Source organism: uncultured Chitinibacter sp., assembly GCF_945957625.1.
GTDB lineage: Bacteria > Pseudomonadota > Gammaproteobacteria > Burkholderiales > Chitinibacteraceae > Chitinibacter > Chitinibacter tainanensis.
Genome location: NZ_CAMFLP010000003.1, coordinates 210,780 through 237,336, shown reverse-complemented (window position 1 = coordinate 237,336; position 26,557 = coordinate 210,780). Strand labels below are relative to the sequence as shown.

General features: G+C 48.5%; 24 protein-coding genes. 15 read left to right on the top strand and 9 right to left on the bottom strand.

Annotated elements, in window-relative coordinates; all coding sequences use genetic code 11:
* Nucleotides 1-114: 114 nt before the first annotated feature.
* Nucleotides 115-1,023, top strand: a complete 909-nt coding sequence (locus tag QV747_RS06585; protein WP_273430607.1) for a hypothetical protein — start codon at nt 115-117, stop codon at nt 1,021-1,023.
* Nucleotides 1,024-1,375: 352 nt separating this feature from the next.
* Here QV747_RS06585 and QV747_RS06580 read toward each other — a convergent pair whose 3' ends face one another.
* The 5 genes from QV747_RS06580 to QV747_RS06560 all read right to left on the bottom strand — a co-directional run bounded on the left by QV747_RS06580 (nt 1,376) and on the right by QV747_RS06560 (nt 7,569).
* Nucleotides 1,376-4,141, bottom strand: coding sequence for a KGGVGR-motif variant AAA ATPase (locus tag QV747_RS06580; protein WP_273430605.1), 2,766 nt, complete (start codon nt 4,139-4,141; stop codon nt 1,376-1,378).
* A complete protein-coding gene (locus tag QV747_RS06575; protein ID WP_273430603.1) occupies nt 4,138-4,548 on the bottom strand; it encodes a hypothetical protein in 411 nt (136 codons plus the stop codon). Before QV747_RS06575 ends, QV747_RS06580 begins: the two co-directional genes overlap by 4 nt.
* A 316-nt stretch (nt 4,549-4,864) precedes the next feature.
* Entirely contained in the window at nt 4,865-5,593 is a 729-nt protein-coding gene (locus QV747_RS06570; protein ID WP_273430601.1) for a type II secretion system protein, read from the bottom strand.
* Nucleotides 5,593-6,459 (bottom strand): carbohydrate-binding protein, encoded by an 867-nt coding sequence (locus QV747_RS06565; protein ID WP_273430599.1) that lies wholly within the window; start codon nt 6,457-6,459, stop codon nt 5,593-5,595. Before QV747_RS06565 ends, QV747_RS06570 begins: the two co-directional genes overlap by 1 nt.
* A gap of 240 nt (nt 6,460-6,699) precedes the next feature.
* A complete protein-coding gene (locus QV747_RS06560) occupies nt 6,700-7,569 on the bottom strand; it encodes a hypothetical protein (RefSeq protein WP_273430597.1) in 870 nt (289 codons plus the stop codon).
* 104 nt (nt 7,570-7,673) lie between these two features.
* Here QV747_RS06560 and QV747_RS06555 point away from each other — a divergent pair, with 104 nt between their 5' ends.
* Entirely contained in the window at nt 7,674-8,690 is a 1,017-nt protein-coding gene (locus QV747_RS06555; protein ID WP_273430595.1) for a hypothetical protein, read from the top strand.
* A 19-nt stretch (nt 8,691-8,709) separates the two neighbouring features.
* Here QV747_RS06555 and QV747_RS06550 read toward each other — a convergent pair whose 3' ends face one another.
* From QV747_RS06550 to QV747_RS06535, 4 genes are all read right to left on the bottom strand, one after another.
* Nucleotides 8,710-9,138: a lecithin retinol acyltransferase family protein gene (locus tag QV747_RS06550; RefSeq protein ID WP_273430594.1), complete on the bottom strand. Its 429-nt coding sequence runs from the start codon at nt 9,136-9,138 to the stop codon at nt 8,710-8,712.
* Nucleotides 9,139-9,348: 210 nt separating this feature from the next.
* Complete coding sequence (locus QV747_RS06545) at nt 9,349-10,362, bottom strand: hypothetical protein (protein WP_273430592.1); 1,014 nt, start codon at nt 10,360-10,362, stop codon at nt 9,349-9,351.
* Nucleotides 10,359-11,348, bottom strand: coding sequence for a YqaJ viral recombinase family protein (locus QV747_RS06540; protein WP_273430590.1), 990 nt, complete (start codon nt 11,346-11,348; stop codon nt 10,359-10,361). The genes QV747_RS06545 and QV747_RS06540 overlap by 4 nt, the downstream gene beginning before the upstream one ends.
* A 94-nt stretch (nt 11,349-11,442) precedes the next feature.
* Nucleotides 11,443-12,396: a DUF932 domain-containing protein gene (locus QV747_RS06535; RefSeq protein ID WP_288791481.1), complete on the bottom strand. Its 954-nt coding sequence runs from the start codon at nt 12,394-12,396 to the stop codon at nt 11,443-11,445.
* 363 nt (nt 12,397-12,759) lie between these two features.
* Here QV747_RS06535 and QV747_RS06530 point away from each other — a divergent pair, with 363 nt between their 5' ends.
* From QV747_RS06530 to QV747_RS06470, 13 genes are all read left to right on the top strand, one after another.
* Nucleotides 12,760-13,365, top strand: coding sequence for an inovirus-type Gp2 protein (locus tag QV747_RS06530; RefSeq protein ID WP_273430586.1), 606 nt, complete (start codon nt 12,760-12,762; stop codon nt 13,363-13,365).
* 415 nt (nt 13,366-13,780) lie between these two features.
* Entirely contained in the window at nt 13,781-14,026 is a 246-nt protein-coding gene (locus tag QV747_RS06525) for an AlpA family transcriptional regulator (RefSeq protein ID WP_273430584.1), read from the top strand.
* Between the two features lie 153 nt (nt 14,027-14,179).
* Nucleotides 14,180-15,727, top strand: a complete 1,548-nt coding sequence (locus tag QV747_RS06520; protein WP_273430582.1) for a sigma-54-dependent Fis family transcriptional regulator — start codon at nt 14,180-14,182, stop codon at nt 15,725-15,727.
* A 58-nt stretch (nt 15,728-15,785) separates the two neighbouring features.
* Nucleotides 15,786-19,244, top strand: a complete 3,459-nt coding sequence (locus QV747_RS06515; protein WP_273430580.1) for a DEAD/DEAH box helicase family protein — start codon at nt 15,786-15,788, stop codon at nt 19,242-19,244.
* 3 nt (nt 19,245-19,247) lie between these two features.
* Nucleotides 19,248-19,538 carry a hypothetical protein gene (locus tag QV747_RS06510; RefSeq protein WP_273430578.1) on the top strand — a complete coding sequence of 97 codons (291 nt, stop codon included), beginning with the start codon at nt 19,248-19,250 and terminating at the stop codon, nt 19,536-19,538.
* A 9-nt stretch (nt 19,539-19,547) separates the two neighbouring features.
* Nucleotides 19,548-21,113, top strand: coding sequence for a class I SAM-dependent DNA methyltransferase (locus QV747_RS06505; protein ID WP_273430577.1), 1,566 nt, complete (start codon nt 19,548-19,550; stop codon nt 21,111-21,113).
* Nucleotides 21,110-22,273 (top strand): restriction endonuclease subunit S, encoded by a 1,164-nt coding sequence (locus QV747_RS06500; protein ID WP_273430575.1) that lies wholly within the window; start codon nt 21,110-21,112, stop codon nt 22,271-22,273. The genes QV747_RS06505 and QV747_RS06500 overlap by 4 nt, the downstream gene beginning before the upstream one ends.
* Before the next feature lie 199 nt (nt 22,274-22,472).
* Nucleotides 22,473-22,757 (top strand): hypothetical protein, encoded by a 285-nt coding sequence (locus QV747_RS06495; RefSeq protein WP_273430573.1) that lies wholly within the window; start codon nt 22,473-22,475, stop codon nt 22,755-22,757.
* A 411-nt stretch (nt 22,758-23,168) separates the two neighbouring features.
* Entirely contained in the window at nt 23,169-23,654 is a 486-nt protein-coding gene (locus tag QV747_RS06490; protein ID WP_273430571.1) for a hypothetical protein, read from the top strand.
* Nucleotides 23,655-23,777: 123 nt separating this feature from the next.
* A complete protein-coding gene (locus QV747_RS06485) occupies nt 23,778-24,074 on the top strand; it encodes a hypothetical protein (protein ID WP_273430570.1) in 297 nt (98 codons plus the stop codon).
* A gap of 107 nt (nt 24,075-24,181) precedes the next feature.
* The gene (locus QV747_RS06480) at nt 24,182-24,796 is read left to right on the top strand and encodes a hypothetical protein (RefSeq protein WP_273430568.1); all 615 of its coding nucleotides are present in this window, start codon (nt 24,182-24,184) and stop codon (nt 24,794-24,796) included.
* Nucleotides 24,797-24,807: 11 nt separating this feature from the next.
* The gene (locus QV747_RS06475; protein ID WP_273430566.1) at nt 24,808-25,602 is read left to right on the top strand and encodes a hypothetical protein; all 795 of its coding nucleotides are present in this window, start codon (nt 24,808-24,810) and stop codon (nt 25,600-25,602) included.
* Complete coding sequence (locus tag QV747_RS06470) at nt 25,593-26,555, top strand: hypothetical protein (RefSeq protein WP_273430564.1); 963 nt, start codon at nt 25,593-25,595, stop codon at nt 26,553-26,555. Before QV747_RS06475 ends, QV747_RS06470 begins: the two co-directional genes overlap by 10 nt.
* Nucleotides 26,556-26,557 lie beyond the last annotated feature (2 nt).

Below are 26,557 nucleotides of genomic sequence, written 5' to 3'. Positions count from 1 at the left end.
ACCTTGAAGCCCGGGATCTCTAAGTCAGACCGCTCGGTTTGTAGGGAGGAGGTCACGTGGGCATAAATCGACAAGCCAACGAAACCTGAGCTAGGTCCAATTTTGGAATTTTTTATGCGACTCGAACAACTAAGAGAGAATGATATTGGTTCTGTTTCTGTATGGATACCCTCACTGGGCAATGAGCCGGAGGCTATGACGCGCTTGACGTACATGCAGTTTGCTCATCACGCATTTTGTTGCAGCACACAACAAATAGAGCAACTTGAAATGTCAACGACACAAATCAATCAGGGTAATGCTATTCAAGCAACTATTGGCCTATGGTTTATGTCGATAGAGTCTTATCTGAACTCCATTCTCAGAATTTCCTGCCTCGTGAAAGGCCTATCGTTTGACGATATAAAGAAAAAAGAACTAGATGCACGAATAACAATTCTATTTGAAATATTGGAGATAGATAGAAACCCATTTTATGTCGGAACATTTCAAAAGCTTAGCGAATTTAAGCGATATAGAAATGAACTATTTCACGACAGAACCAACTTAAATCCGCTCACTCACCACAAAACTTCATTCAGCGGAAATCCATTCCTTGCAAATCAAGTTGACGTAATGCAGGCCGCAGTAATAGCCACGCAAACATTTATTTCATTTAGATACATCATCCCAAAAATAGACTTAATTCCGCAGGTGATGGTAACAAAGAACGAATCATTTTTTTACGAAAAAATCGATGTTTTATTCAACAAGTTCCTCGCCCCCTACTTCCAGCAATCACTAGCAAAACATTCATTAACTTCAGATGTCGACTTAAGTATAGATGTTTTACCATTAAGCGAAAGCAATATTTTCACCCACACACCCGTGGACGTATTAATTAAAGCAATTCCAGATAAGCAGTATCATGCGCCACCGTCACAAGAACGAACGCGCATTGGCGAAGAGCTTATTAAGCTTGTCCGCGAAAGCGCAATTTTTGACACAAGGGAAAATTTTAGGATTGCCAATTTCTATCGCTAGTGAGATTTTAACCGTTGATTTGACCTGTCTCCTCTATGACTTACCAAGCAAAAATAAGCCATGGATCTGCTGTTGGCGATCATAGAGTAGCTGCCCAGGCCGATGAGCTTATGCCATCGGGTTGAAATTGAAAGACCGCTAACCTTCTGGTGGCGGCCTTTTGTATTTTGGGGTCAGGCTTGTACTGCTCGGCCTTAGCAGCCAGCCACGAATGGCTGGAAAACTCGAGGCGATTCAGTTCTTATTTAAGATAACCAAGGTAGGTAGTGCACCGTCAGATAAATGACTGGCGGCGCACTTATGTGCATCATAATTTTTCTATAGTTTAATTTAGTGAAATTAAAATAGATTACTAAATAACTGACGCCCTTCTTGCTTTTTTGTATAGATTTACAACACTCCTCCGTGCTCCAGTATGAAGCAGTCCCAAGCCTCTACGATAAAGCTCAGGAACTTCATACGGAGCCCCATCACCAAATACAATACCATGCTTGATGAGCGTTTTAATTTCAGAGTCAGTTAGACCAAGTGCTGCTATGGCCTCCGTTGTCAGAGGGGCTGCTATTTGGTCTGCTTTTTCTTTGAACTTTTCAAAAGCTATTTTTAACTCAGATATTTCTTCTTCCGCTTCTTCAACTTTTTTGCGACTTGTCGGCTCGACTGCGGTCCGAAGTGCCTGTGGAATTAGCAAGCGATCCGCATATGTTGCGTTTTCTGCTGCATCGTCGGGAGAATATCCAGCCGCATATGCAATAAATCGAACCAAATCACGAGGAACCAAACGCCCCCTTAGGTCTGAGAGCACAGCAATTATCCACGACGATGTATAAGCTTCACGTGTCCGCTTACCGGGAACATCGTTGGGGCCAAGTTTGCTGCCCCACAATTGGGCTAAGGATTTAGTTTTTTGTGTTGAGGGTTGTTCTTTGAACCCTGGAGACCATAAGTCAGGTAGAACTCCAGATTGCGATGTTAGCCAAGCAGCGAGTTCGAGAACATCTTCTTCTGTCCATGACAATGCAAATGAAGAGTACTCACGGCGGAATTGATCAAGGTTTTGAGTAATTGCCGCTTCTACAGTGTCACGTCTTGCAAAAATAAGAACGCCTAAAGGTCTCCTCGCCTCAGAACGAAGCCTTTGCGGTAACGAGACAAGAGCAGCTTTCATAGCTGCATGTACTCCTGTTTCCGTGGATGAACTATATAACTCTTCAAGTCCCTCTATAATCGCAACCGCTGATTTCTCCGTGGTTCTAAGCAGCTCCAGAAATGTTTCTCCTGCCCCCGGTATGCCAGATTGATGCCCGGAGCTCCATGCAATGACATCTAGCCAAAGATTTACCCATTGCTGCTCAGTATGTCCGCACGCAAATTGTGTTTTCAACCAGGTCGTTGTTGCATAAATTTTCTGAGGTGCATCTAAATTGAGCGCCACTGCCGTACTTTCGCGAGCCGAATCTGCCTCCGTTTGAAATTTTGCACTCGATTGAATTGAGGCGCATACAGGGATGAGTTCTGCTGAAACTGCGTTTGATAAATCGATTAAACCGCTTACTGCACTGCTCCAATTTTTTTGAGCAACAAAGTACCTTGCAGCTAGGGTTTTCCCTGTGCCTTTGGCACCTTCAATAACTGCAATTGGGACTTCTGATTGAAAGCGCTGCGTTAAAGCTAAAAGTGGTGCGGTGACGAGTGGTTTTGGAACCTGACCTTCTGTATTTTCAGCTGCAATTAGCTGATCTGCATATTTTTTTAACTGCGCTCTTGCATCAATTATGTTTGAGTATGTTGCATTAATATGCAAAGGCTCAGTTTGAGAGCCTCGTAAGTATTCACCAGCGACCTCAGTTGAAAGCCATTGATCAATTCCGGCTCCAATTATTTTTGGAAAGCCACTTCCGCTTAGTTGATTTACATAATTATTCCATTCGCCGGACGAGACTTGGATATCCAATAGTTCAGGCGCTTCGACTTGTATGAATGGTTCAAGATCTAAATCGCTGCTGAACACATCTTCTGAGGATTTTATTAGTTGTCCATTATTTGGCACGAGTGTGGCCAACAGATCATTTACAAGGGGCTCAATAAGTTTTTTATCCATTCCGGTTTGTTTAAAAATAGCGGGGACACGATTTATAACCAGCAATGGTTTTCGAGGGGTCCCAGCGGAACGTCGAATTTCGTTCGATATGAATTTAACTAATCCTGACGTTGCACGAATTGATTGATCCGATAGTGTTGTTACTATTACCGGAGCAACATTTGGATCGAGCGCTAAGTTAACTCCTAGTGGAACCAATCCTGCTCTCACATCGATGACAACACCGGCACATCCTAATTTCGCAGCAATTTGGGAGAGTATATCTGCAAGAGCATAAGGGCGTGATTGTGTAGAAAGATGTTCGGTTTTAATTGACGAACTAGCCAATTCATCAAGATTACGGCGTAATGGGAGAACTACCAAGTTCCCCGAAATTGCATGATCACGTAAGCGTTCTGCCGTAAAAGCGATCGTAGCTGACGCATCTTCACTGTTCTCGGAGTGAGCTAATGAAATGACATCTTCGAGAGAAATCTTTGGAGTGCCTGCTTGTTCTTCAAATAAATAACTAATACCTGGAGCTTCAAGATCGCCATCGACAAGTAAGACTGGTTTGTTTGATGTTTCAGCCCAGCGAAGCGCAAGTGTAATCGCAGTTGTTGTACGCCCAGTACCACCTTTTACGCTTAGTGCGGCTACTACAGGGAGAGGGCGAGGAGTACTTGGTATCTTATGAGGATGTTTAAATTCAATAACTCCATCGATTGTACCAAAAGACTGCCTAAACATAGGCTCGTCTGTACTTTCTTCAAAAGTGACTGGCAATTCAGAGCAATGAAGTGGACCTTCGAGTCGCAGACGAAGCGGATCTAATAAAACACGGCTTGGAAACAAATTTTCGAGCCATCTAGTGATCTCGGCTGTGTCTAATTGGTTCGTAGTTTCAAACTCTAGTCCATACCAGCCGACTCGAGCACGAATTAATGAACTTGGAAGTGAAGACTGCGTTAAGGTTATTGCTGCAAAGCATCTTGCAACATCAACCCAAGTCATTGGTGATTGATTGAAAGCGCTCATTTTTGACTGCACCATTCTATTAATTTTTTTAACCAAACACAGATGGCAGGGGTATCTGTAATTTTTACGCCGTATCGCCATGCTTGATGAAGATCTGAAATGTGTCCTGTATCGCCAGTGTTAGTGATAACTTTTGGTACTGAGCCAATGACAGAACGGGGAATGTTTAGTGCATGCGCTAATTTTACTAAGTCATGGACGAAGCTGCGTGCGGACTTTCCGTTTGCTCGGGCATCTTCTGTTGTTTTAAGATTGTTTTGCTGTAGGTATGCCGCCTTGAGTGCGCATTCTGTTGCATAAAACAATAGTAGTGCCCCAGCATCTTCGTTGAGTACTGAAATATGGGTTGCTGTGTCGTATAGTTCTTTTGCTCGGCGTTTCAAGGTTAAGAATTGTGGGTTTACCATTGATGAATACTCGTATTCGCCCGTTGACGACTCATTCTGTGCATTTCTTGTTGAATCTGGCGGCGGGTTAATCTGTGCTTAAATTTTGCTCTAGAACTATCTCATATCGACTTGGAGTTTGCCATATTTCTTGAGCTAGTTTGACTCGTTGCGTTAGATTCGGTACTCATTTTATCCACCGGTTGTGCAAAGTGTGCAGACTCTATCACACCAAGTTTCGTCAACGGTTTTGTCCGCCAAGGCCGTATTGCAGTCAATTTGACCCAGGTCGGTTCACCTGCGAGCTGAATTCAAGTCATCCGCAATTTGAATTCGACTAAGGCAATAGCTGTGCCTGTACCATGCGATTGAACGTGACGGCAGGCGAAATCCACTCCACGAGATCATCGTAGGGGCGATTGGGGTCAAATTGAGTTTGGATGAACACAGTGTCGTTGTCGGCGTTTTCTAGCTCGTCATTGGTGGCACCAGAGATTTGAGTGCCACCTTGATCGTACCCACCCAGTCCATTCTTACCATGCGAAATCACAACCGCAGCTACATTTGGTGCTACATCGGCCGTGGAGCTGCTGGTTTTGATTTGGATTGTCGTCGGACTGCACCAATTAAAAGATGCACCGCTAGATGGAACAGGTGCTGCACACACCGAGCCTGTCGATGAAAAGCTAGTTGCGGCTAGACGAGGTGCAACGGCATACGAATAACGACGCCCCCACGGATCCAGTTGCTTTAAGCCCAAGTCTTTCCAAGGCAAAGCGCCCTCGGTTCGTGCGCACCCTGTGGCACTTGGTGTTTTTTCCGTACCGCTGGTTGCGTCGCTCTCTGCTACCGTTGGATCAGCTGGGCATGGGAAACGTTGGTTCTTGATCATGAAGCCCAAGATGGCTTCCTTGGCCTCTGCCATTTCGCGTTTAGCCTGTCGTATCCGCTGTGCCTCCATGGTCTCAGTGAGTGGGCCCAGGAAGCCGCCAATCATCAGCCCCAGAATGACCAAAACCATGGCCATCTCCACCAATGAGAAACCACGCTGATGCCGATCAGCCATTACAACGCTCCTTGATTACATTGACCCACCGTACCAACGTCTTGCCACAATGCGGGAACAAGATCAGGGGCCCAATTGGGATCGCCATAGGTGTTATGTGACTGCAAACATTTATATGCTCGGCCTTGGTATTTCACGAGATCACCGACCGTGTAACTCCCACCGTTTTGTACCCAGTTCTTGCACTTATCCACGTTGGGCGTCTGAGTTGGGGGCAAGCGCAAATCATTCAACGTGACAATGATGAAGCGATCATTGAGGAGCGGCTGACCACTGGAACTGTTTATCGGGCCTTGGATAAAGGGACCAGTCGTCGCATAGTTTGCGTAGTTAGTCGAAGCGGCGCCGAATTGCGGTGCACCCTCAAGGTAATTGGTTGCAACATGATTGGGTCGAGACTGGCCTGGCAATAACGCACCAGGTGCAAAAATAATCGCCAGCACACAAGTGCCAGTGATGGCATTCAGGTCATTGCCCTTAACACCGTACGGCTTGAGCTGATTGGATGCAGGGCAAGTTGGGGGTGATGTTGCGAGTGTTCCAATGCGCACGCTTGGATGAACGACATACCAGAGCGTTTCCCCGGCTGAATCTTTGAGCTCAGCAATCCCGAGGGTTTTCCAAGGCAAGCGTCCAATAGATGCTGAAGAACTATCCTGGACCCCATCACCATTACTGTCTGGATGTGGAAACTCCCCGTAGACCACGGGGTTTCCAGTGTATTCATGGTTCCCAATCCAACTGACCAAGCCTTGTTTAGCCTCTGCTAAGACATCCGCGTTCCGTTGCTCAGCATTAGCCTGAATATCACGTGGAGAGACTGCTCGCATCATGCCCATTGCGAAGATGACAGTCACAAAGATCATGATGAGGAGCAAGGCTGCGCCGCGTTGAGCAGATGGTGAGTGAGTAATCACATTGGGGTATCTGAGCTGAATGCTTGCATTCTAGGAAAGAAAATCAGTCAATGCAGTCCTCCTGCGCAGAAACACTGCATACTGATGCAAACAATCGTGTTTGGTCGAATTCTACTCGGGCATAAACTGGACAGAAAACTGCTCCAGTCCTATCCGAGCAGGTTTGACTTTGCCGGCTACGCTCAACTTTTAGCTCAAGCTAACTGATAGCTCAGTAGCAAATTGTCTTAGCTCGCTTAGTAGATCACCTTGGAAATGTTTAAAAACAATCCAATTAAAGTATGGCGCGCCATTCCAATAGCCCTTTCCCCGACATATTTTTTCAACGATATGCCTCACTTTTTGATCTGGTTTGTGAAATACCCTCAAATCGCCCGATGGCAGAGTATTGATCCAAATCCATCGGTTGCCGATGGAGAACAGCCACTGGCCTGTAGTCTTATTTATCTCAGGCGGGGCTGATGGTAGATTTACCATCACTTCATGTGAGATCCATTTTCGTCGCTGTGGGTCGACTAAAACAGCGTTCTCAAGTTCTTCCCACCCCCAAACTTGCCCGCGCCAATCGCTCAGATCAATTTCAATAGCTTGAATATTAAGAAGCTCAAGCTTATTGGATTTTGTTGGATCAACTTTATGGTTCACGGCCACCTCAATGACGATTGGTTTTCCTTTTGTATATCCAAAGCAATCAGCAACAAGCCAGCTTTGATCAGTAGGAATTTCTAGCCGATGCTCCAAACGAATATCTTCCAGCATTAGAATCTCACCTGAGAGCTGCTCTGGGTGGCGCAAAGGGGCGGTCATGGTTTTGTGTTTGGCGACAATCTGTTTAGCAGCCAAATGCAAGGCCGTTTCAGCACACCCAAAAGACTCAGTTGAATTGTTATGCGCAAAGTGATGGGCGCGCTCTTGCCCACCGTTTTTGGCCACTAACAATGAGTGGCATAGTGGGCAAGTACATTGGCAAGCCCCCCCATTTTTGACTTCACTGATATGGACGACGCGACCCTCACTGTTCACTGCAAACGTCATCACTGCGTTGCCTGTTGCTTGCATGATCATTACCTCCGAGTGTTAAACACGGAGTTAGGCTCAAGCATCATCGAGGTTTAAAATAGTCCTCAATAGTCTTCAGACTGTATTGGACAGATGAAATACCAATGAAAAACAAAGAATTAGACTTATACATTGACGAGGAAGAGATAACACTCTTGCGAGCTACAGCTGAGATGTTGAGCCAATTCATTCAGCGGCATGCAAAAGACAACCAATCCTTCTCTGCAGTGCAAGCGATCATAAAGTTCACAACGGAACAGATCGATATCGGCAAGTCTGGCGAGGCATTACGATGTAGCGCAGCATACATTGCGGATATAGCCAAATTTCCTCTTGGTGATAAATCCCCAGGATCTAAGTTGGCGGGTCCATGGAAGGCCTTGCATGAGAAGCATCTCCCAGAGCATGAGCGGGGGCTACAAGAGTTTGCCGCCAATGCAGGAATGAATTTTTACGCTTGGCCAATGAAGCATAAAAGTAGTGGCGGGACTGAATCATTATATTTCTTAGCAATTCGGCCAGTCCCAACGGATATTCTTGACCGTAAAACAGTGGTCCCAGAGGGATATATTCAATACATTCGGGAGTTGGAACCCAAACCTGCATGGTGGCTTCGATATTTAGTAGTAGGGGGTTTTCACTTGCGAGGCTGGCGGAGAAATCTTTTTCTAGGTTATTTACTTTGTGTTGCAACGTCTCTGGTATGGCTAAGCATATTTGTCTGGTGGTTTATTTTCTCCTCCACGCATGCATCAATTCAAAGCCTGTTTTATGTAGTTTCTGGCTGTACCATACTAGGCTGGTTTTTGTTTGGAATTATTAAGCCGTTTATTAAACTGCTAGACTGGCGAATTATAATGGCACCCTCGCCGATGCTAGCATTTTCTGAAAACGACGTTCAGCTGGAAATGGTTCGAGAGGCAGTCCAGGAAGGTAAGCCTATCGCCACAATTAGGCTTGTCCGGTATGCAAGCACATGCCCTATTTGTCAGGCGAAAATTAATATTGCAGACGGCAACAAAGAGTTCCCAAATCGCTTAGTTGGAAGATGCCAGGATAATCCAGCCGAACACGTTTACAGTTTTGATCGAAGTACATGTCTGGGAAAAATCTTGCGCTAACGGTCACCAGAAAGCACTTCTATTGATGCCCGTTGGTCGAATATCCTCCCCTCATCGATATCAGCTGTACCACGATGAGGCATGCAGGTACAAAACTCAACGTTATAGCATCAATCAACCTACTGGTTTGCTCGCTATGATGAATACCCTGAATACACCACGTCACAAAGTGCTCGCAGTTATTCAGTAGCACGTTGTACCAGTCTTCCCCCAAGCGTGATCGGGCTCGTTCAATACTCGCAACCCGGCTATAGGTGCGGCATGGGTAGGTTTGGACGGTATAGCCATTGCCTTGGCAGAAGGTTTCTAGACTCACGATTTCAATTACCCCGCGCTCATGGCGGTTAAAAGATGAGCCAGAGTAATGAATGACCTGGTTGCGGCCGATGTAGAGCCCGTGATGCGAGTACCCGGTGCGGGCAGAGATCAGGTGGTCGCCTTTTTCCATGATTGAACTCCAAATAAAAATGGCAATAAAAAAGCCCCAGATGACTCTGGGGCTGGGGGTGATGGGTGTTTGAACTACTCGGCCTTGTCGCTCGCGCGCCGTGGTTCAGGCTCACGAGTACACGGCGGTTGTTTCGTGCGGCAGTAATGCTGAATCCATTTCGAGCACAACAAGCCTGCGGTAAAGACAATGGCAAATGCAGCCAAAGTGTCAGTGGTTGAGGATTGGTTCATGGCTGTTCTCTCCTGCGGTTGAAGGACCAAGACGGTCAGTGATTGGGCTACTGCGCACAACGGGGGGAGTTGCTTTTGGGTTGGCTGGTTTGGGTGTTACAACAGCGGGCTGAGTTTGGGCGCTGGCGCTAGCTCCCTCGATTTCTGGTTCGGGATAGAACTCCGCCAAAACCTGCGGCAGCTCTTCGCTGCTGTCTTCAAATTGCCCATTGGCTAAGAGCTGGCGAGCTGTGTGTTCCAGCTGGGCAATATTGATGCCTGCTTCAGCAAACTGCTGAGCCTCGGCATGGGCTTTGGCAACGGCGTTGACTAAGCTGTCGTCGTCACGCAGCGTGAGATCGACGTAATAGACCGGTGCACGGTAAGACTGTGTGGTGCTTTTGGCGCGCAGTTTCAACTGCAAGGGCAAAAATCGACTAAGGCCATTACTCACAGCATGGAAATACGCCAAGCGTGCAGCGAGGGTGCGCACCGAGTTGTAGCCGGTGGTACGAAACATGAATGAGCCCAGTTCGTCTTGTTGGCCGTCCACCTGCACATTGAGTCGGCCATATAATTTACAGCCTTTCTCTTTGCCAAACAGGCAGCGTTCTGGGCCTGGGCAACTGAGTTCTTCGGTTCCTTCACCCGCATTGCCAGTGCTGGCGCCACCCGTACTCCGCAAGTTGGTCACTCGTTTGGCCGTTTCACCATCGCCCACACACAATGGCCGACCGGTTTGTCGATCAAACGCACTGAACTCTGCCCGCAGATTCAGATCGCTATCGTTAAATAGCAACTTGATCGCAATAGCCCGAATCTTGTTGTTCGGGCTGTTTTCCACCAAGACTTGATGCAGGGGATGCAATAACCAACCCTCTTTACCCTGCACCTGCGTGGTGAGGGTAAAGCAGTCGTCTTTTTCAGGGAGGTATTTGCCGTTCTTTTCGACCAAGTGACCAATGCTGATCCGCCCAATCACGGGCGGGGTAATGGCTAAACCTTTAATCATGATGAGGCTCCTTTCTTTGTTGGTTGCACCAAGAATCGCCGCACACCAGCGACGGCGCGGGTGTACTGCTGGATCAAATCAGGATGATCTGCACTTAGCTGCTCCAGATCTGTGGCAAGGCGATCTTTGGCTTTCTTCCAAGTGACTTTGCCGGCCGCAAACACTGCCGCACTGGCTGAGCCCAAGGCGTTTTGTAGGCGTTGTCGGATCTGGGCTTCCTTGGCTTCGACTTCTTCTTTGCGCTCACGCAGTTCCAGTAGGTGTTGAAAGAGGATGTTGTATTCAGCTGATTCCGAGAGATCGATGGTTTGGCCATCATCACGAGGGAATAGCCATTGCAGTGCGTCGCTGGCATCTCGGCTGCCATCAGGGTCAGGTTGAATATCGGCCGTAACATGCTTCCAAAACTGAGCTTCTAGTTGAATCAGATCAGCGATCTTGGCGTCATCACGCTCAATCCGATAAATCCGAAAGTCTTGTCCGCCAATCAACACCGCCACATCGGCCCAAGCAAAACCAGTGACCGCCAGCTGATGCAGTACCTGGCACTGATACGCCAGTGGAATACCGTCTTCCCACTGCGGTGCCATGTGATAACTGGCGGTTTTGATTTCGAGTACGCCAGTGCCTTCCGGCTGACCCAGCACTTCCCGATCCAGATTGGCCAACATAAAACGATGATCTGGGTGCTGCAGAATCGCATTCACTTTGCGCACCTTGTAGCCCGTGCGCTCGGCATAGACGGAAGCTAAAACGGGTTCGAGCACCGTACCCCACAACACCGCCGGTTTCTCGGCGAGGTCGTCGGGCTGTTTACGGTGAGTTTTTTCCAACCACAAGGTGAGTGGGCTTTTGTAGGGACTAAAGCCAATCGCGGCTGCGGCATCGGATGAGCCAATGCCCAGCTCCCGATACTGCAGCCATTGTTCTCGACTGAGATTGACGGTAGACGCCAGCCGAATGGCTTGGCCGTAACGTTCACGCATGATGAAACCTCCAAAACAAAAAGCCCCGCTGGCGAACCAGTCGGGGCTTGAGAAGAGTGTGAAATGACGAACGAAATCAGAACAGGGAGTGTGACTAAGCCAGTAGCGCCATGGCTTGATGTAGAGCTTTGGACTTCAGTTGTGCGCCTTGGCCAAACCATGCCGAATCGAGGCGGTAATCCTGACTGCGCGCTCGGCGCTGGTGATCAACAAATTCAGTCACCGCATTGAGTGCACCCCAAGCTGTACCGCGACTACTTGCCAACAAAGAGCCCATCCCGGCTCCGCTATACAGCGCCTGTACTTGTTGCATGGCACGGGAAACGGAGGGGTTATCCAGATCAAGGATTTGTTCACCCAGTACTTCACCAAAGTACTGTGCTGCTTCACTGGCAGAGATTGGGCGTTGCGATAGTTGCTTGAGATTGCCAATGAACTGCTCCCAGCCCGACAAGCCCAACCCCAAAGCTTCTTTCACCGCCTGCGGATCAAACTTGGTTGAGTGCGGCACCTTCACCGCGCCACTACGTTCAGCTACCGCCATTTGCAGCGTGTTATTACACACCACCCGCACCGAAGTGAATTGTGCCGTCGTGCACATCGACCCATCGCAACTGGTGGCCAGCAACAAATAGGCCTTCACCCGATCATTGCCACGCAGCAGGCTTTCTTGCCCGGTGCGTGCCAGTGCCCAGAGTTTCTTCCCGCCTTTCAGTACCCCAGCCGTTTCCAACTCAAAACCACCGGCCTCCACCAAGTCCTTATAAAAATGCAGCACCTCATCAGGCTGTACCACCTGATAACGATTTGACACCACCGACAACGGTGCCAACGTATCGGAGCGATACAGCACCTTGGCATCAGTGTGCGAGCGGATATGCATACCGGTGTCCGACACATTAAACAGCACATCGCTCTGATCAATCGACCAGGCCATCCCAGCCTCACGCAGCCACACCTCCAAGGGTTGCTGCTCAGTTAAGCGATTCCCTAAACCGTGCCACGGGGTGTCACGGACAAAAGCCATAGATTCAACAAGATGTGACATGAGCATTCTCCAGACGTAAAAAAAGCCCAAGTTCCAACTTGGGCGATGAATAAGAAAATGGCCTCACTTAGCCATTAACACATCAGTTATATATATCCAAGAAATTCTAAATACAAAAACAACCAAAATAACTTGTATATATATTATGAGAAATAAAATCCCAACACACAGCCAGAAAAACAAAAAAATCAGCAACGCAGAAGGCAATTAAATCAGCGAAAAGATTTGGTATTTTATTATTCTATATTTATCAACAATCATCAGAAGCACCATCAAACAATCACAACCTTAAACATTAAAGCCTCCATAGCTGCACAAGCTGTCCAGACACTCAAACAAACAACCAACTCACAAAGGTACGATATGCTCCAAAATCAAGAGCCCATATTTCATATTACTGCATCAGAGTTCTTAGATGAAGTCAGCAAAAACTTTATCAACGCCAACCAGTTCGTAACGGATCTTTTTACGGAAAGGTCTCGCTTGCTGGTAATTAGATTGGACTTAGGCCTAAGGGGAGACTCTGCCCGCAAGTACGACCCATACCATTTACGCGAATGCTTTAATCATCTTCTAAATAACCGGAGGCAAAAACCGAGTCTATTTGCCAATTGCCTTGGTTATATTTGGAGCTTGGAACTTGGGCAAGAAAAAGGCTTCCATTATCACTGCTACTTTTTCTATGACGGGGCCTACTCACAACAAGATCAGAATATTGGCCATGGAATTGGTCAATATTGGCAACAAGTCACCCATAGCGAAGGGACCTACTACTGCAGTAATGACGATAAGGCGTGGTTTGAACAACAGGGAACGTGTGGTATCGGCATGATCTCGCGCCACGAGGTGCTAAAACGCAACAATCTCACTAATCTCGTTGGGTATCTATTTAAAGACGAGGCCAATACACGTGCTTGTATCACGAGCTTGGGTTTGAAAAACATCAGGCTCTATGGCAAGGGGCGCTGAGAGCGTTAAGGCGAAATTGAAGGAGCCCCATGCTGCTGGAAAAGCGACAGAGTTTAGTCATCTTTGTCGCTTGGGTTCTAGATGGAAATGATTCATCATGAAGATGGAGTGGACGTCGCTGTGACCGCAAAATCGTTTGTACTCAGCAACCAAACTTTTTGGAATACCTATAAATCTCGGAAGGCGGAAACCCCGACTGGGGGAAGGGCATACATACTCACACACTGTTGAAACTTGTTGAATGAATCAACGCTTGTGGGCGGCCAAGTCAATGTTTGGTGGGGATACCATAGGGTAAAAAATACTGACACGGGTAATGATCTGAGAGGAACACCAGTTTGCTATCGACAGCAAATTTCGATTGCGCGTCGTTAGCTTACTGGCCTCTCTCCATTAACCCGGTTAGGAGAGCACCATGCCCACCCAGATCAATCAGCCTATTCGCTTTATTCGTTTGCCCGAGCTCTTAAAAATGGTTTCGATGGGGCGAACTACCCTGTACGACAAACTTGATGAGAAATCAAAGCGTTACGATCCAACTTTTCCTAAACCAATCAAAGACGGCAGTCGAATTATGTGGGTTGAGCACGAAGTGCAAGCATGGATAGAACAGCTTATTTGTAAGACAAGATCAATCGAATCAATTGCTTCGTCAATTTGACATTGGTTTTTAGGCCATAACCATTTGGTGGGGCTCAATAGGTGCTTTGCTTGAGCGGTTATGATTCCTGAAGAAGTTTGTGGTTAGAATAAATAGGTCAGAAGGTAGATAAAATTTATTATCCTTACACAATCCTTCATGTAGTATTGAGCCATGAAGAAAAAATGGCTCATTTCCTGGATTGGCGACACCGATCACAAGGCGGCAGAGGGTAAGCTCCCAGCTGGCGTAGGCCCTATTGCCAATGCGTTGCTAGGCCCGAATGTGAAATATGATCGGGTTTGTCTGCTCACCAACTACCACCGCGAGCGCAGTCTTAAATTCTGCGAATGGCTTGAGGACCTGACAGGTTATCCAGATGTCGGGCTCGAGGAAGTCGCGCTAAGCAGCCCCACCGATTATCAAGATATTTACCGCGAAGTCAGCCAATTTCTCACCGAATTGAAACTACCGCGCGAAGATGTTGAGCTCACCTTCCATCTCAGTCCGGGTACGCCAGCCATGGCGGTGATCTGGATTATGCTGGCGCGTACACGCTTTCCTGCTTCATTGATCCAGTCAGCTCAAAACAAAGCAGACGATAGTTCCGTAAGTTTTAGCATTGAGTCGGTGACTTTTCCGCTGGATCTGGCCAACGCATTCCTGCCCGATTTCCTGCAACGCAGTGATGAACGGATCGAGCGTCTCAGTCAGCCCATGGCGCTGGCGCCTGAATTTGCCAAAATCATCCATCGCAGCCCGATCATGCAGCAGCAAATCGAGTTGGCCCGTCGCGTAGCGATTCACAATGTGCCGGTGTTGCTGCTTGGCGAAACCGGTACCGGTAAAGAGCTGTTTGCCACCGCAATTCATGAATCTAGCCGCCGCAAAGATCAGCCGTTTGTTGCGGTCAATTGCGGTGCCATTCCCAAAGAGCTGGTCAACTCCGAATTATTCGGCCACAAGAGAGGCGCATTTACAGGAGCAGACTCTGCTCGACTGGGGCATTTTCGCGAAGCCAACGGTGGCACGCTGTTTCTGGATGAAATCGGCGATTTACCGCTAGATGCCCAAGTGCGGTTATTGCGCGCTTTGCAGGAAGGCCAAGTTACGCCGGTGGGCGAAACCAATCAGGTCAAAGTCGACGTGCGCATCATCGCCGCCACGCACCGTGATTTGATGGCTGAAGTGGCCGCAGGGCGATTCCGTGAAGACCTGTTCCATCGTTTGGCGGTGGGAATACTGCACTTACCCGCGCTGCGTGATCGCGGTGATGACATTGAGCTGCTGATCGAGCATTGCCTAGCGCGTATTAATGACGATAGCCGTGATTTGCCCGAGTGGCAGGATAAGAAAATTTCTGTAAGCGCAAAAAATATTCTGCTCACGCATGCATGGCCCGGCAATATCCGCGAGTTGTATCACACCCTGTTGCGGGCTGCGATTTGGTCCAAATCCAGTGAAATATCTGCGGAAGACATCCAAACCAATTTGCTGACCATGCCCAATAAATCCGGCGAGGTGCTGAATCAGCCTCTCTTCAAAGGCTTTGATTTACAAGCAGTTTTGGATCAGGTTGAGCGCCATTACTTGCAGCGCGCAATGCAAAAAGCGGGTGGCAAGAAAAAGCAGGCCGCTGAAATGTTGGGCTTTGCCAATTACCAAACCCTGAGCAATCGCATGGAAAAACTAGGCCTTTCCAGCGACGAAAACAACGACTAAAGGAGGCTGGCACAGTTTTCGCTATGAAGTGACCATCGCTAAAACGAGAACGCCAGACATGTTGATGCAAGACCTGCAATCACTCAATTTCGAACCATTGCGCAGCACTTACCCAGAGCTCGCCAATTTGGCCGCCCATGCCGAGCAATATCTGCATACCGATCCTGAAAGTGCCTTGGTGAAATTGCGCAGCTTTGCCGAGCGTATGGTCGATCACATCTACACCAAGCTGCGTTTGCCACAAGCGCCGCAGTCCAAATTCGTTGATTTGCTCAATAACGCCAGTTTTACCATGCTGGCCAACCAAATGGTGCTCGATAAATTTCACCTGCTGCGCAAGCTAGGCAATAGCGCTGCGCATGGTGAAACAATCCGCCCGATGGATGCCAATCGTGCACTGCATGAGGCGTGGCAAGTGGCGCGCTGGCTACATGTATCGATTGTGGGTGGCAAATCTGAAGACTTCGGCCCATTCCAAGAGTCGCCGAGCGATGGCATCGATACCAAAGCCGAGTTCAAGCGCGAGAAAAAACGCCTCAAACAAGAAAACGAAGCGAAAGAAGCCAAAATCCAAGCCATGCTCGCCGAGCTCGAAGCAATGCGTGCGGCTGAAAAAGCCATGCGTGACGTGATCAATGCCGCCAATCAACCATTGCCGCACGATCAAATTGCCTTGATGGCCACAGTGGCCGGCAAAGCCAGCGATCAGCTCAAATTCTCTGAAGATAATACTCGCCAATATCTGATCGACCGCGATCTGGCGCTGGCAGGCTGGAAAGTACCAAAGGCTGGTCAAACCAGCCCTGCGGTCGGCCTTGAAGTCGAAGTTAAACATCAAGGTACACAAACTGGGATTGGTTACGCCGACTACGTGCTGTGGGATGACAATGGCAAACCGCTGGCGGTGATTGAAGCCAAGCGCACCACCAAAGACGCGCGTGCCGGGCAAGCGCAAGCCAAAGACTACGCCGATGGCCTAGAGAAAATGCACGGCCAGCGCCCGATGATTTTCTGCACCAATGGTCACGACATCTGGGTGTGGGATGACGCGATGGGTTATCCGCCGCGCAAGGTGTATGGCTTTTACAGCAAAGATACACTCCAGTACCGTATTGGCTTCCAGCGCAATAACCGTATGGACTTGACGCAGATACATCCAGATGAAAATATCGCTGGCCGCTTGTATCAACTCGAAACCCTCAAGCGAGTGCAAGAGCGCTTTGCTGCCAAGCATCGCAAATCGCTCATCGTGCAAGCTACCGGCACCGGCAAAACCCGTGTCGCGATTGCGCTCACCAAGTTGATGATCGAGGCCAAATGGGCCAAGCGCATTCTGTTTCTGTGCGATCGTAAAGAGCTGCGCAAGCAGGCTAAAAAGGTCTTCAACGATTATTTAAAAGAGCCAATCTACGTCTTCGGCCAGCAAAACGAAGTCGGCAAGCAGGATGCCCGCATTTACATCGGCATCTACCAGGGCCTGATCAATCAGTACGAAGACTTCGACGTTGGCTTTTTCGATCTCATCATCGCCGATGAATCGCATCGCTCGATTTACAACCAGTACGGCGATATTTTCCGCTACTTCGACGCGCTGCAAGTCGGCCTGACCGCCACACCAGTCGAAATGGTTAGCCGTAGTACCTGCCAGCTATTTGGTTGTGACTACAAAATGCCCACGGCCAATTACACGCTGGAAGACGCGGTACGCGATAAAAATCTGGTCCCTTTCCGTGTCGTGACGCACACCACCAAATTCCTGCGCGATGGCATCAAGGGCAAAGACCTCAGCGACGAGCAAATCGCCCAGCTCGAAGACCAAGGGATCGACCCGAACGAGCTAGAGTTTTCCGGCAAGGACATCGACGAAGCCGTATTTAACAAAGACACCAACCGCGTCATTCTGCGTAATCTGATGGTCAACGGCATTCGTGATGCCGATGGCCAGTTGCCGGGCAAAAGTATCATCTTCGCCCGCAATATTGACCACGCCCGTTTGCTCTCCGAGCTATTTGACGAGCTGTACCCGCAATTTGCCGGTAAATTCTGCGCCGTGATTCACTCCGAAGAGCCCCGCGCCGAGCAGCTGATCGACGATTTCAAGGGGGGCGACAATTGTAAAAACGACGCGCTGCGGATTGCCATCTCGGTCGATATGCTCGACACCGGTATTGACGTGCCCGAAGTCGTGAATCTGGTCTTCGCCAAGCCGGTGAAATCCAAAGTGAAATTCTGGCAAATGATCGGCCGTGGCACGCGCCTATGCCCGGATCTGTTTGGCAAAGGCGAGCATAAAAAAGAATTCCTGATTTTCGATCACTGGGAAAACTTCGCCTACCACGAAATGGATCAGGAAGAAGCTGAGCCCAAAGTGCCCAAATCAATCGCCCAGCGCCGTTATGAAACGCGACTGGAGCTGGCAAAGCAGGCGCTAAAAGCCCACGAAACCGCCGCGTTTGCCGTGGTGCGCGATCTACTGATCAGCGATGCCGTAGCACTCAATGACCTGACCATCGCCGTGCGTGACAACTGGCAAGCGGTGCAGCAGGCGCGGGATGTGAATATCGTCGATGCCTTTGCACCCGCTACGGTACAAATGCTCGCCGAGACCATCGCGCCCTTGCTCACGTCACTTGATGTGCGCGGCCAAGGTGATGCCTTGCGCTGGGATATTTTGCTCGCCAGCGCCCAACATGCGCTGATTACGCAGCCCAAATTGCCGAATGCCTATCGTGCTGAGATTATCGCTTGGCTTGAACGTTTGCCGTCTAACCTGAACGCCGTACGTGCCAAGGCTGAAGAACTCAAAGCCATTAAATCCGATGATTACTGGCAAACCCTCAGCTTTACCGCGCTAGAGCATGGCCGTAAAGAGTTGCGCGAAATCATTCATCTGGCCGAGCGACCAAAATTACCGCCGCCACTGCCGCCGATGCAGCTTGATATCAAAGAAGACGAGGCCGAATATCAGGTAGCGCAGCGCCAGACCAAAATCAAATCGGTCGATGCACGCATCTACCAGCAAAACGTCGAAGCGGCCTTGCGCCCATTATTTGACACCAGCCCTGTGCTGCAAAAAATCCGCGAAGGTCTGCCCGTCAGCGATGCCGAGCTGGCCCAGCTCAACAGCCTGATCCACACCCATAATCCGGATGTCGATCTAAACGTGCTGCGCGAATTTTACGCCGACACTGCCGTACCGCTGGCCGATATCCTGCGCAGCATCATTGGCATGGATGCCAAAGCAGTCGAGCACCGTTTTGCCCAGTTTGCGCAAAAATACACGCTCAACAGCCAGCAAATGCGCTTTCTCGGCATGCTGAAAGACCAGATTAGCCTTTCTGGGGGTATTCGTTTGAACGCATTGTTTGAAATGCCTTTTACTTCAATACATGGCGAGGGTATTGGTGGCATCTTCCAGCGCGAAGATCAATTCGACGAGCTAACTAACATCATCCGCAGTTTTGGTGAACCCATCACTCAAGCCGTAACCTCAGTCAACGAAACAAGAAGTAACTAAGCAATGACGCAAGAAATACAAAACCATGTCTTCTGCCTAATGCACGAGTCCGGCGAAGCTTTGTACCCCGTCAAAATGAAGAATCGCGCCACGGGGGTTACGGCATACCGTGTTTCCAAATCAGGCAACACGCTGGCCGACTGCATCGAGCTACACGATGAGCAGGAAGTGCTGCGCTATGTACGCGATCTTGGTTATGGCGTGCGAGCACGTGGCAAACATTCGGCGCAGGCTAGTATCTACAAACTTGATCAGCGTAGCATCACCGAACTGCGCCTCCTCAAATCAGAATAAAGGTTTCCCATGATCACCGGCGAACTCAAAAACAAAATCGACAGCCTCTGGACCGACTTCTGGACCGGCGGCATTACCAACCCGCTCACCGTCATCGAGCAGATCACCTTCCTGATGTACTCGCGTCTGCTGGATATGGAAGAGCGCAAGGACGAGCGCCGCAAGCAATTGACAGGCAAACCCTTCAATCGCCGTTTTAACGACGACGAGCAGGATTGCCGCTGGGAAACTTGGCGCCATTTCGGCGCAGAGCAAATGCTGCCGCACGTGCGCGACAAGGTCTTCAAGCACTTCCGCGCTATGGCGGACCGTTCTGCAAATCAAGGTTCCGGCAACGAAGCTAGTCTGTTCGCGGATTTCATGAAAGACGCGCAACTGATGATCCAGAAAGCCACCTTGCTCGCCAAGGCGGTCGAGGCCGTGCACAACCTGCCGCTAGAACAAGGCGACACCAAGGGCGATCTGTACGAATACCTGCTCGGCAAGCTCACCACCGCCGGCATCAACGGCCAGTTCCGCACCCCGCGCCACATCATTCGCATGATGGTCGAGCTGATGCAGCCGCAGCCGGACGACCGCATTTGCGACCCGGCCTGCGGCACCGGCGGCTTTCTGGTGGAAAGCTACGACTACCTGCTGCGCAGCCATACCAGCGAAGCCGGCAAACACGTTGAAACCTATCTCAACGACAAGGGCGAAACCGAGACCGCCACGCTCTACTCGGGTGACTTACTGAGTGAACATCGCCAGCATATTGATAACGACATGTTCCACGGCTTCGATTTCGACGCCACCATGCTGCGCATCGCCAGCATGAACCTGATCATGCACGGCGTGGCCGCGCCGGATATTCACTATCAGGACACGCTCAGCCAGGGCTTTGCCGAAAAGCGCCCGCAGGCTGCCAAAGACAGCTTTGACCTTATCCTCGCCAACCCGCCATTCAAGGGCAGCCTGGACGAGCAGGACGTATCCCCCGACATTCTGCGCGTGGTGAAAACCAAGAAAACCGAGCTGCTGTTTATCGGCCTGATCCTGCGCATGCTGAAAACCGGCGGCCGCTCCGCCACCATCGTGCCCGATGGCGTGCTGTTCGGCTCGTCCAAAGCCCACGTGCAACTGCGCAAGCACCTGATTGAAAACAACCAGCTCGAAGCCGTGATTTCGCTGCCCAGCGGCGTGTTCAAGCCCTACGCCGGCGTCTCCACCGCCATCATCATCTTCAGCAAGGGCGGCAGTACCGACGACGTGTTCTTCTACGACATGCACGCCGACGGCTACTCGCTGGACGACAAGCGCCAGCCGATCAAAGACAACGACATTCCCGACATCCTCGCGCAATACCAGCGCTGGTGTGACCGTGACGGTGACTTTAGCGACCGCACCAAGCAAGCCTTCGGCGTGCCCAAAGCCGATCTGCTCGCACAGAACTACGACCTGTCGATCAACCGCTACAAACAGCAAGTGTACGAGGCCGAGCAGCACGAAGACCCGCGCGAAATACTGAAGCGGCTGATAGCGCTGGAAGCCGACATCCAGCGCGAGCTGCAGGAGCTGGAGGGGATGCTGGGATGAGCATGAAGCCCTTATCAGACTATTGCGAAGTAATTACTAAAGGTACAACACCAAAAACCATGGGGATAGATTTTGTTGAATCAGGCATTCCATTCATCAAGATTGAAAATATTAATGAAGGTCGCATTGTATTAGACTCGGGCGTAAGTTATATCGATGAAGCGGCAGATAAGGCACTAAGTCGCTCAAGGATTTACTCAGGGGATGTTTTGATTTCAATTGCAGGAACAATTGGAAAAACTGTTGTCGTTCCTCTTGAAATTCCAAGATTGAATTGCAATCAAGCAATTGCAATAATTCGCCCCAAAAAGGGATTGGATTCTCAATACCTTAAACACTGGCTTGCATCGCCTGCGGCAATTGAGCAGATTAATGGTGCAAAAGTTACGGCGACAATAGCAAACTTGAGTCTTGGACAAATTGGAAATCTGAACATAGATCTCCCCCCCCTCGAAGAACAAAAACGCATCGCCGCTATCCTCGACAAGGCCGACAGCCTGCGCCGCAAACGCGCCCAAGCCATTGCGCTGGCCGACGACTTCCTACGCGCCACCTTCCTCGACCTCTTCGGCGACCCCGTCACCAACCCGAAGGGGTGGCCGGTTAAACCACTTCACCAACTATGTGAAGTCGGTACTGGAGGAACGCCGAGTCGAGAAGTTGAGGCTTATTATGGTGGCGATATTCCATGGGTAAAAACTGGTGAAGTTGATTCTGATTGGATTACAACCTCAGATGAATGCATTACAGAGCGAGCGCTAGCAGAAACCAACTGCAAACTGTTCCCACCAAAGACTATTTTGGTTGCAATGTACGGCCAAGGTAAAACGAGGGGAAAAGCGGGAATGCTTGGACTGAGTGCAACTACGAATCAAGCGTGCGCAGCAATATTGCCATCCGAAAAAATCCAACCCGAATTTTTGTTGTCACTATTGAAATTTAGCTATGAATCAATACGGGCAATGGGGCGAGGTGGGAATCAAGAAAATTTGAATCTTGGTATGATTAAGTCGCTTGAAATTATTGTTCCAGATTCTGATGTGATTTCGAAATTTATGCATGTTAGCGAAAAAATTAAGGCATTGTTTGAGAATGAGAATGCCGCAATTGGTGAGCTTGATTTGCTAAATAGAAGCATGCAGTGGGACTGTTTGGGCTAAATTAAATAGATACCAAAAAATCTATTGGTTTAAGCAACTTAGTCTCGGGCGAAGATTGCGTCTGATATAGAAGAAGTGGTGGCCTTATAATGTTGTGAAAAAATAGTGCTTTGCTTGGTTTGCATGGTCTATTAGTGCGCAAGTGTTTTTTTGTTGAAAATGAAGTACATATGTTTAATTTTTGGTCGAAGGATAAAAAATGCCTGAAGATATTACTAGTGTAACTACAAATGAGCTAATAGCCAGAATAAGGCAGGCTGAGGCAATGAGAAGAGGGGCCGTTAATAATCTACATAGAGAAGGTCCGGAATATCTTGAGGCTTGCGAAGAGCTTGTGAGGCGTGGTTATCAAGAACTAATAGACGAAATTCGGAGGGGGGTAAATCGATGTGCTAATAATCCTTGTGTTGAAGGTAAGAACACGGCCCATCTTCCGGCAAAACCCACAGGAAAATGTAAATTCTGCGGTTTCCCAATGCCCTAATTGATTATTTATGCGTGACCGCAGGCGGCGAATTGGTTTTATAGGGGGTATTCGCCGCGTAGCGGCAAAACACCGCACGAAGCACCACCGCCCACGGCGTAATGCCTGCGGCGATTTCGCCCGACGGTAATTGATAATGACGGGCATTGCTCTGTAGCCCTTGTTAATAAATGCCTACAAGACAATACCCATAAAGGATGTCTATGCTCCGCCCCGATCTATCTGCCGATTACGCCCTGTGGCTGTCTGAACTAAAAACCCGCATCGCCGCCGCCCAGCAACGCGCGGGTGAGCTGGCAATGAAGCTTAATTTTTGAAGAAGCAACAATAATTATTAGCAGTGTACAGGGGCAAGATTTATGCGATCAGATAATTACTGATTTTGGCCAGTGGACGTCTCTGGAGGCCGCCTTGCAGGAGGGCGGATTTGAAGACAAAACCGCCGGACGGATCGAACAGGTGATGGCGCGCTGGAACCCTGATTCAAACAAGCTGGGTGTGCTCGGCCATGTGAAAGTACCTACAGATCGTCGCCGCATGGACTTGGTGCTGTACGAGCGCAGCAGCGTGGGCCAGCAGCTGTTAAGCATCGACACCATTGTCGAGCTGAAAACCAATTACGCCGGGCAGAAGGGCGAAATCCAAAAGCGACTGGCCCTGAATGGAAAAGGTAGCGCAATCGAACAGGTGCAAAAATATCAGGCATCTAGCCACCCCGGCAGTAAAGATGGTTATGTGCTGTACACCATCACCGAACTGCCATTTCCTGCACCCAAAGTCACCCCGTGCAGCCCCGGGTTTGCCAATGCAGGTACGCCTCTCCACGCGGGCGTAACGACGTTTATGAATGCAATTCGGCATAACCGTCTTACCCTGCTGGGCCACGCAACCGGCTAGCATGTGTTCTGCGCCTTGATCGAAGTGCCGCCAGTTGCCGTCGCCACTGCAACACCTGGGGTATTTGCTCAGCAGGCTTGATGCTAAAGGCGTTTTAATTAATACCCAGCAAACGAGATCAAAATGAGTATTGAACAACAATTTTCCGCAGCTTTACGCCAAGCCATTATCGATGCCCGCGAGCTGGGCTATAACCCGCAGCGCTTTGAAACCATGCTGAACGACTTGGGCGCTGTGGGCATGGCCAAAAAGCTAATCAAATCCGGCGAGTTGCAGGATGGTTTGAAATCCATCCTCAAAAAGGGGCGCGCCGATTTGACGCTGGAGCACATAATGCAAGCCGAGCCCCATCGCCAGCTTTTTAGCCGCGACGAGCTGGCGGCAGCCGCTTGGCGTTTGGAGCAAGCAAAAACAGCGTGAGAAATGTCGCCTAGAGCCGACTGTAGCCCCAAACTTATGGGTAGGGTTCGGGCATGTTGTCGCTAAATACCAAGTTAATAGTGGTTAGTTTCTACAGGACAATTGATGTGAATATCAAACTGATTGATGGCCTGCACCTGAATCATGAAGGTGTTTTATGCAATGCATTAGATGAGCACGTGCATTTACGTCAAGGCGATATGGATGGTGCTTGCGGACCTTATTGTCTCGCAATGGCTATTCTTATTTTGGACAAGACGCAAAGAGCAAATCTTGGTTCATGGGCGAATCCAGATTATCGAACTCAGATCGGAAAATTCTGGAAGTCAATAAAAGAGTTAGATCCCTTAGTTTTGAATGGTACCACTTCAGTTGATTTGCAAAAAATAATCAAAGCATATAACGGTGTCAAATCAACCTGTTTCAAAGGTGCTGGCAAGCAAATTTGCTCCGAAATACGTCAATCAATCGATAATGGTTTTCCCACAATTGTAGACGTGCGGAGTAGAAAGGAAGAAGGACTCAATCATTGGACCTTGGCGATTGGCTATAGTGATGATTTTATCTGTTTGCTAGACCCCGGATATGAATTGCCTACTTGCGCCCTCTGGAATGCGACTCTAACAAGTGAGCCAACAGCAAACCGAATGGGGTATCGCTATATGAATCCATGGCGGAGCTGTGATGTAGAAATGCGTGAAATGGTTGAAATTCAGCCCTAAGGAGTAAATCAATGAACAAAAATGCCCCATTGATAAATCAAAATGCCCCGCTGTATGAAGTGTTACGCAATGCATCAGAGGAAGAGTTAGCTAAGATTGCTGATTTGATCACTGACTCTGGGAAAGGGCGAGCTTCACTTGACGACAAAGTAAAGAATCAAATTTATACAGCTCAGCACTTTAAGAGACTTGCCCCTATCGTGGATATTTTAGAGCGCGAAATCCGGCGGTTTGGTAGTAATAGTGTTGCAACATTTTTCGGTAGTGAATTGATTTCATACCCGGAAATGGTTGTGGATGTGGCGAAGAAAATTGGAGCAAAGTTCTATAAAGATGATTGCGTTAGCAAAATCGAATTTGCAATTCTTGAGCTGATGCTGGGGGCTGCATTAAAGGGTAAAACTTCGACCGAAATAAAGGAAATGTTGAGGCAAAGTGGCTGCAATGTGAGCGATGAAATAGGGAAAAGTTTGAGTGGGGTAACAAATACAAAAGTTATATTGGATACAGTTGTGAAATTTTTAGGCCCTTACCAACTTTCACGCATAATGGCCGCCTCAGTAACGCCTACAGTGTTTACTGCTAGCACAATTACAGCAACGACAGCATTTGGAGTGGTTAGGGCTCCTGCCATGCTTAATCCAATCGGTTTGGCGCTTGGCGTTGTATGGGGCGCATATGGTTTAAGTGGTCCGGCCTATCGAGTCACTATACCTGTGGTTACCACAGTTGCATATATTCGACAAACACAAATTAAATTTCAAATTGATCGTTTTTGTATGGAGTTAAAACAACTATGTCAGTAGATCCTGGAATCTTACAGCGTGTAGTTGGAATGAACCCGGAAGTTTTAGAAGGGCTTTCGTCTGGAAGGTTAAGAATTGAAGGAGGAGTTATACGCATTACCGCTGGTCATAAAGGTGCGGGACAAATTTTTGCACATTTGAGATTTCCTAATGATCCTGATGCAGCTAGATCGGCATTGGAATCCCTTCAAAATCAAATCAGTAAAATGTCTGAAGGAATAGATGGTTTACAAAGTGGGATCAACTTAGTTAAGAATTTACAGATCGCAAATTTAGCACTTTCAGGATTGAACTTGGCTGTTTCTGCTGTTGGATTTGTAGTGGTTTGCAATAAGCTAAATAAAATTAATGATATATTAAATTATCAAACCATGAAGATTGATCAATTGCTAGAGTTGGCAATTGATTCTAGGCAGAGAGAGGAGTTTCGTGATCTGTCGAGGTTTGGGGCGTTACTTAAAACAGTAAGGCAGTTTGCGGAAGAGGGTGAAGTTACATGCTTGAAATCTCTGATTAAAGATGTTAATGAGCAGTATTGTTTTACGAGACTTGTTCTTGAGAATGTTGCAAGTAAGTTCAAAGAAGTTATTGTCGATCGCCACGAATTGCTGGATCTGCTGCAGGATCGGCTGATCAATCTGGCCTTAGTGAGAGTATTTGTGCAATATAGGGTTGGATATTTTGGGGCTGCATTGAGTGATCTTAACGAATTTCAATCTGATTGGTTGAAGATTAATGAGAGGATTGTTAAAGAAATTAGCTCTGATCCAGACTGGATTGGAGCTATGACGATGGAGTGTTCAAAAAAAGTTAAGAACTATTTGGAGCTTAGGAAAGTTGCGTTGCCTTCATTGGAGTATCAGGCGCAGCTGCTCGAAGCATACAAACAAAATCCTGCATTGGTAGATTATGCTTGTAATGATGCTGAGATAAGGATTTTAATTGCGGCATGATA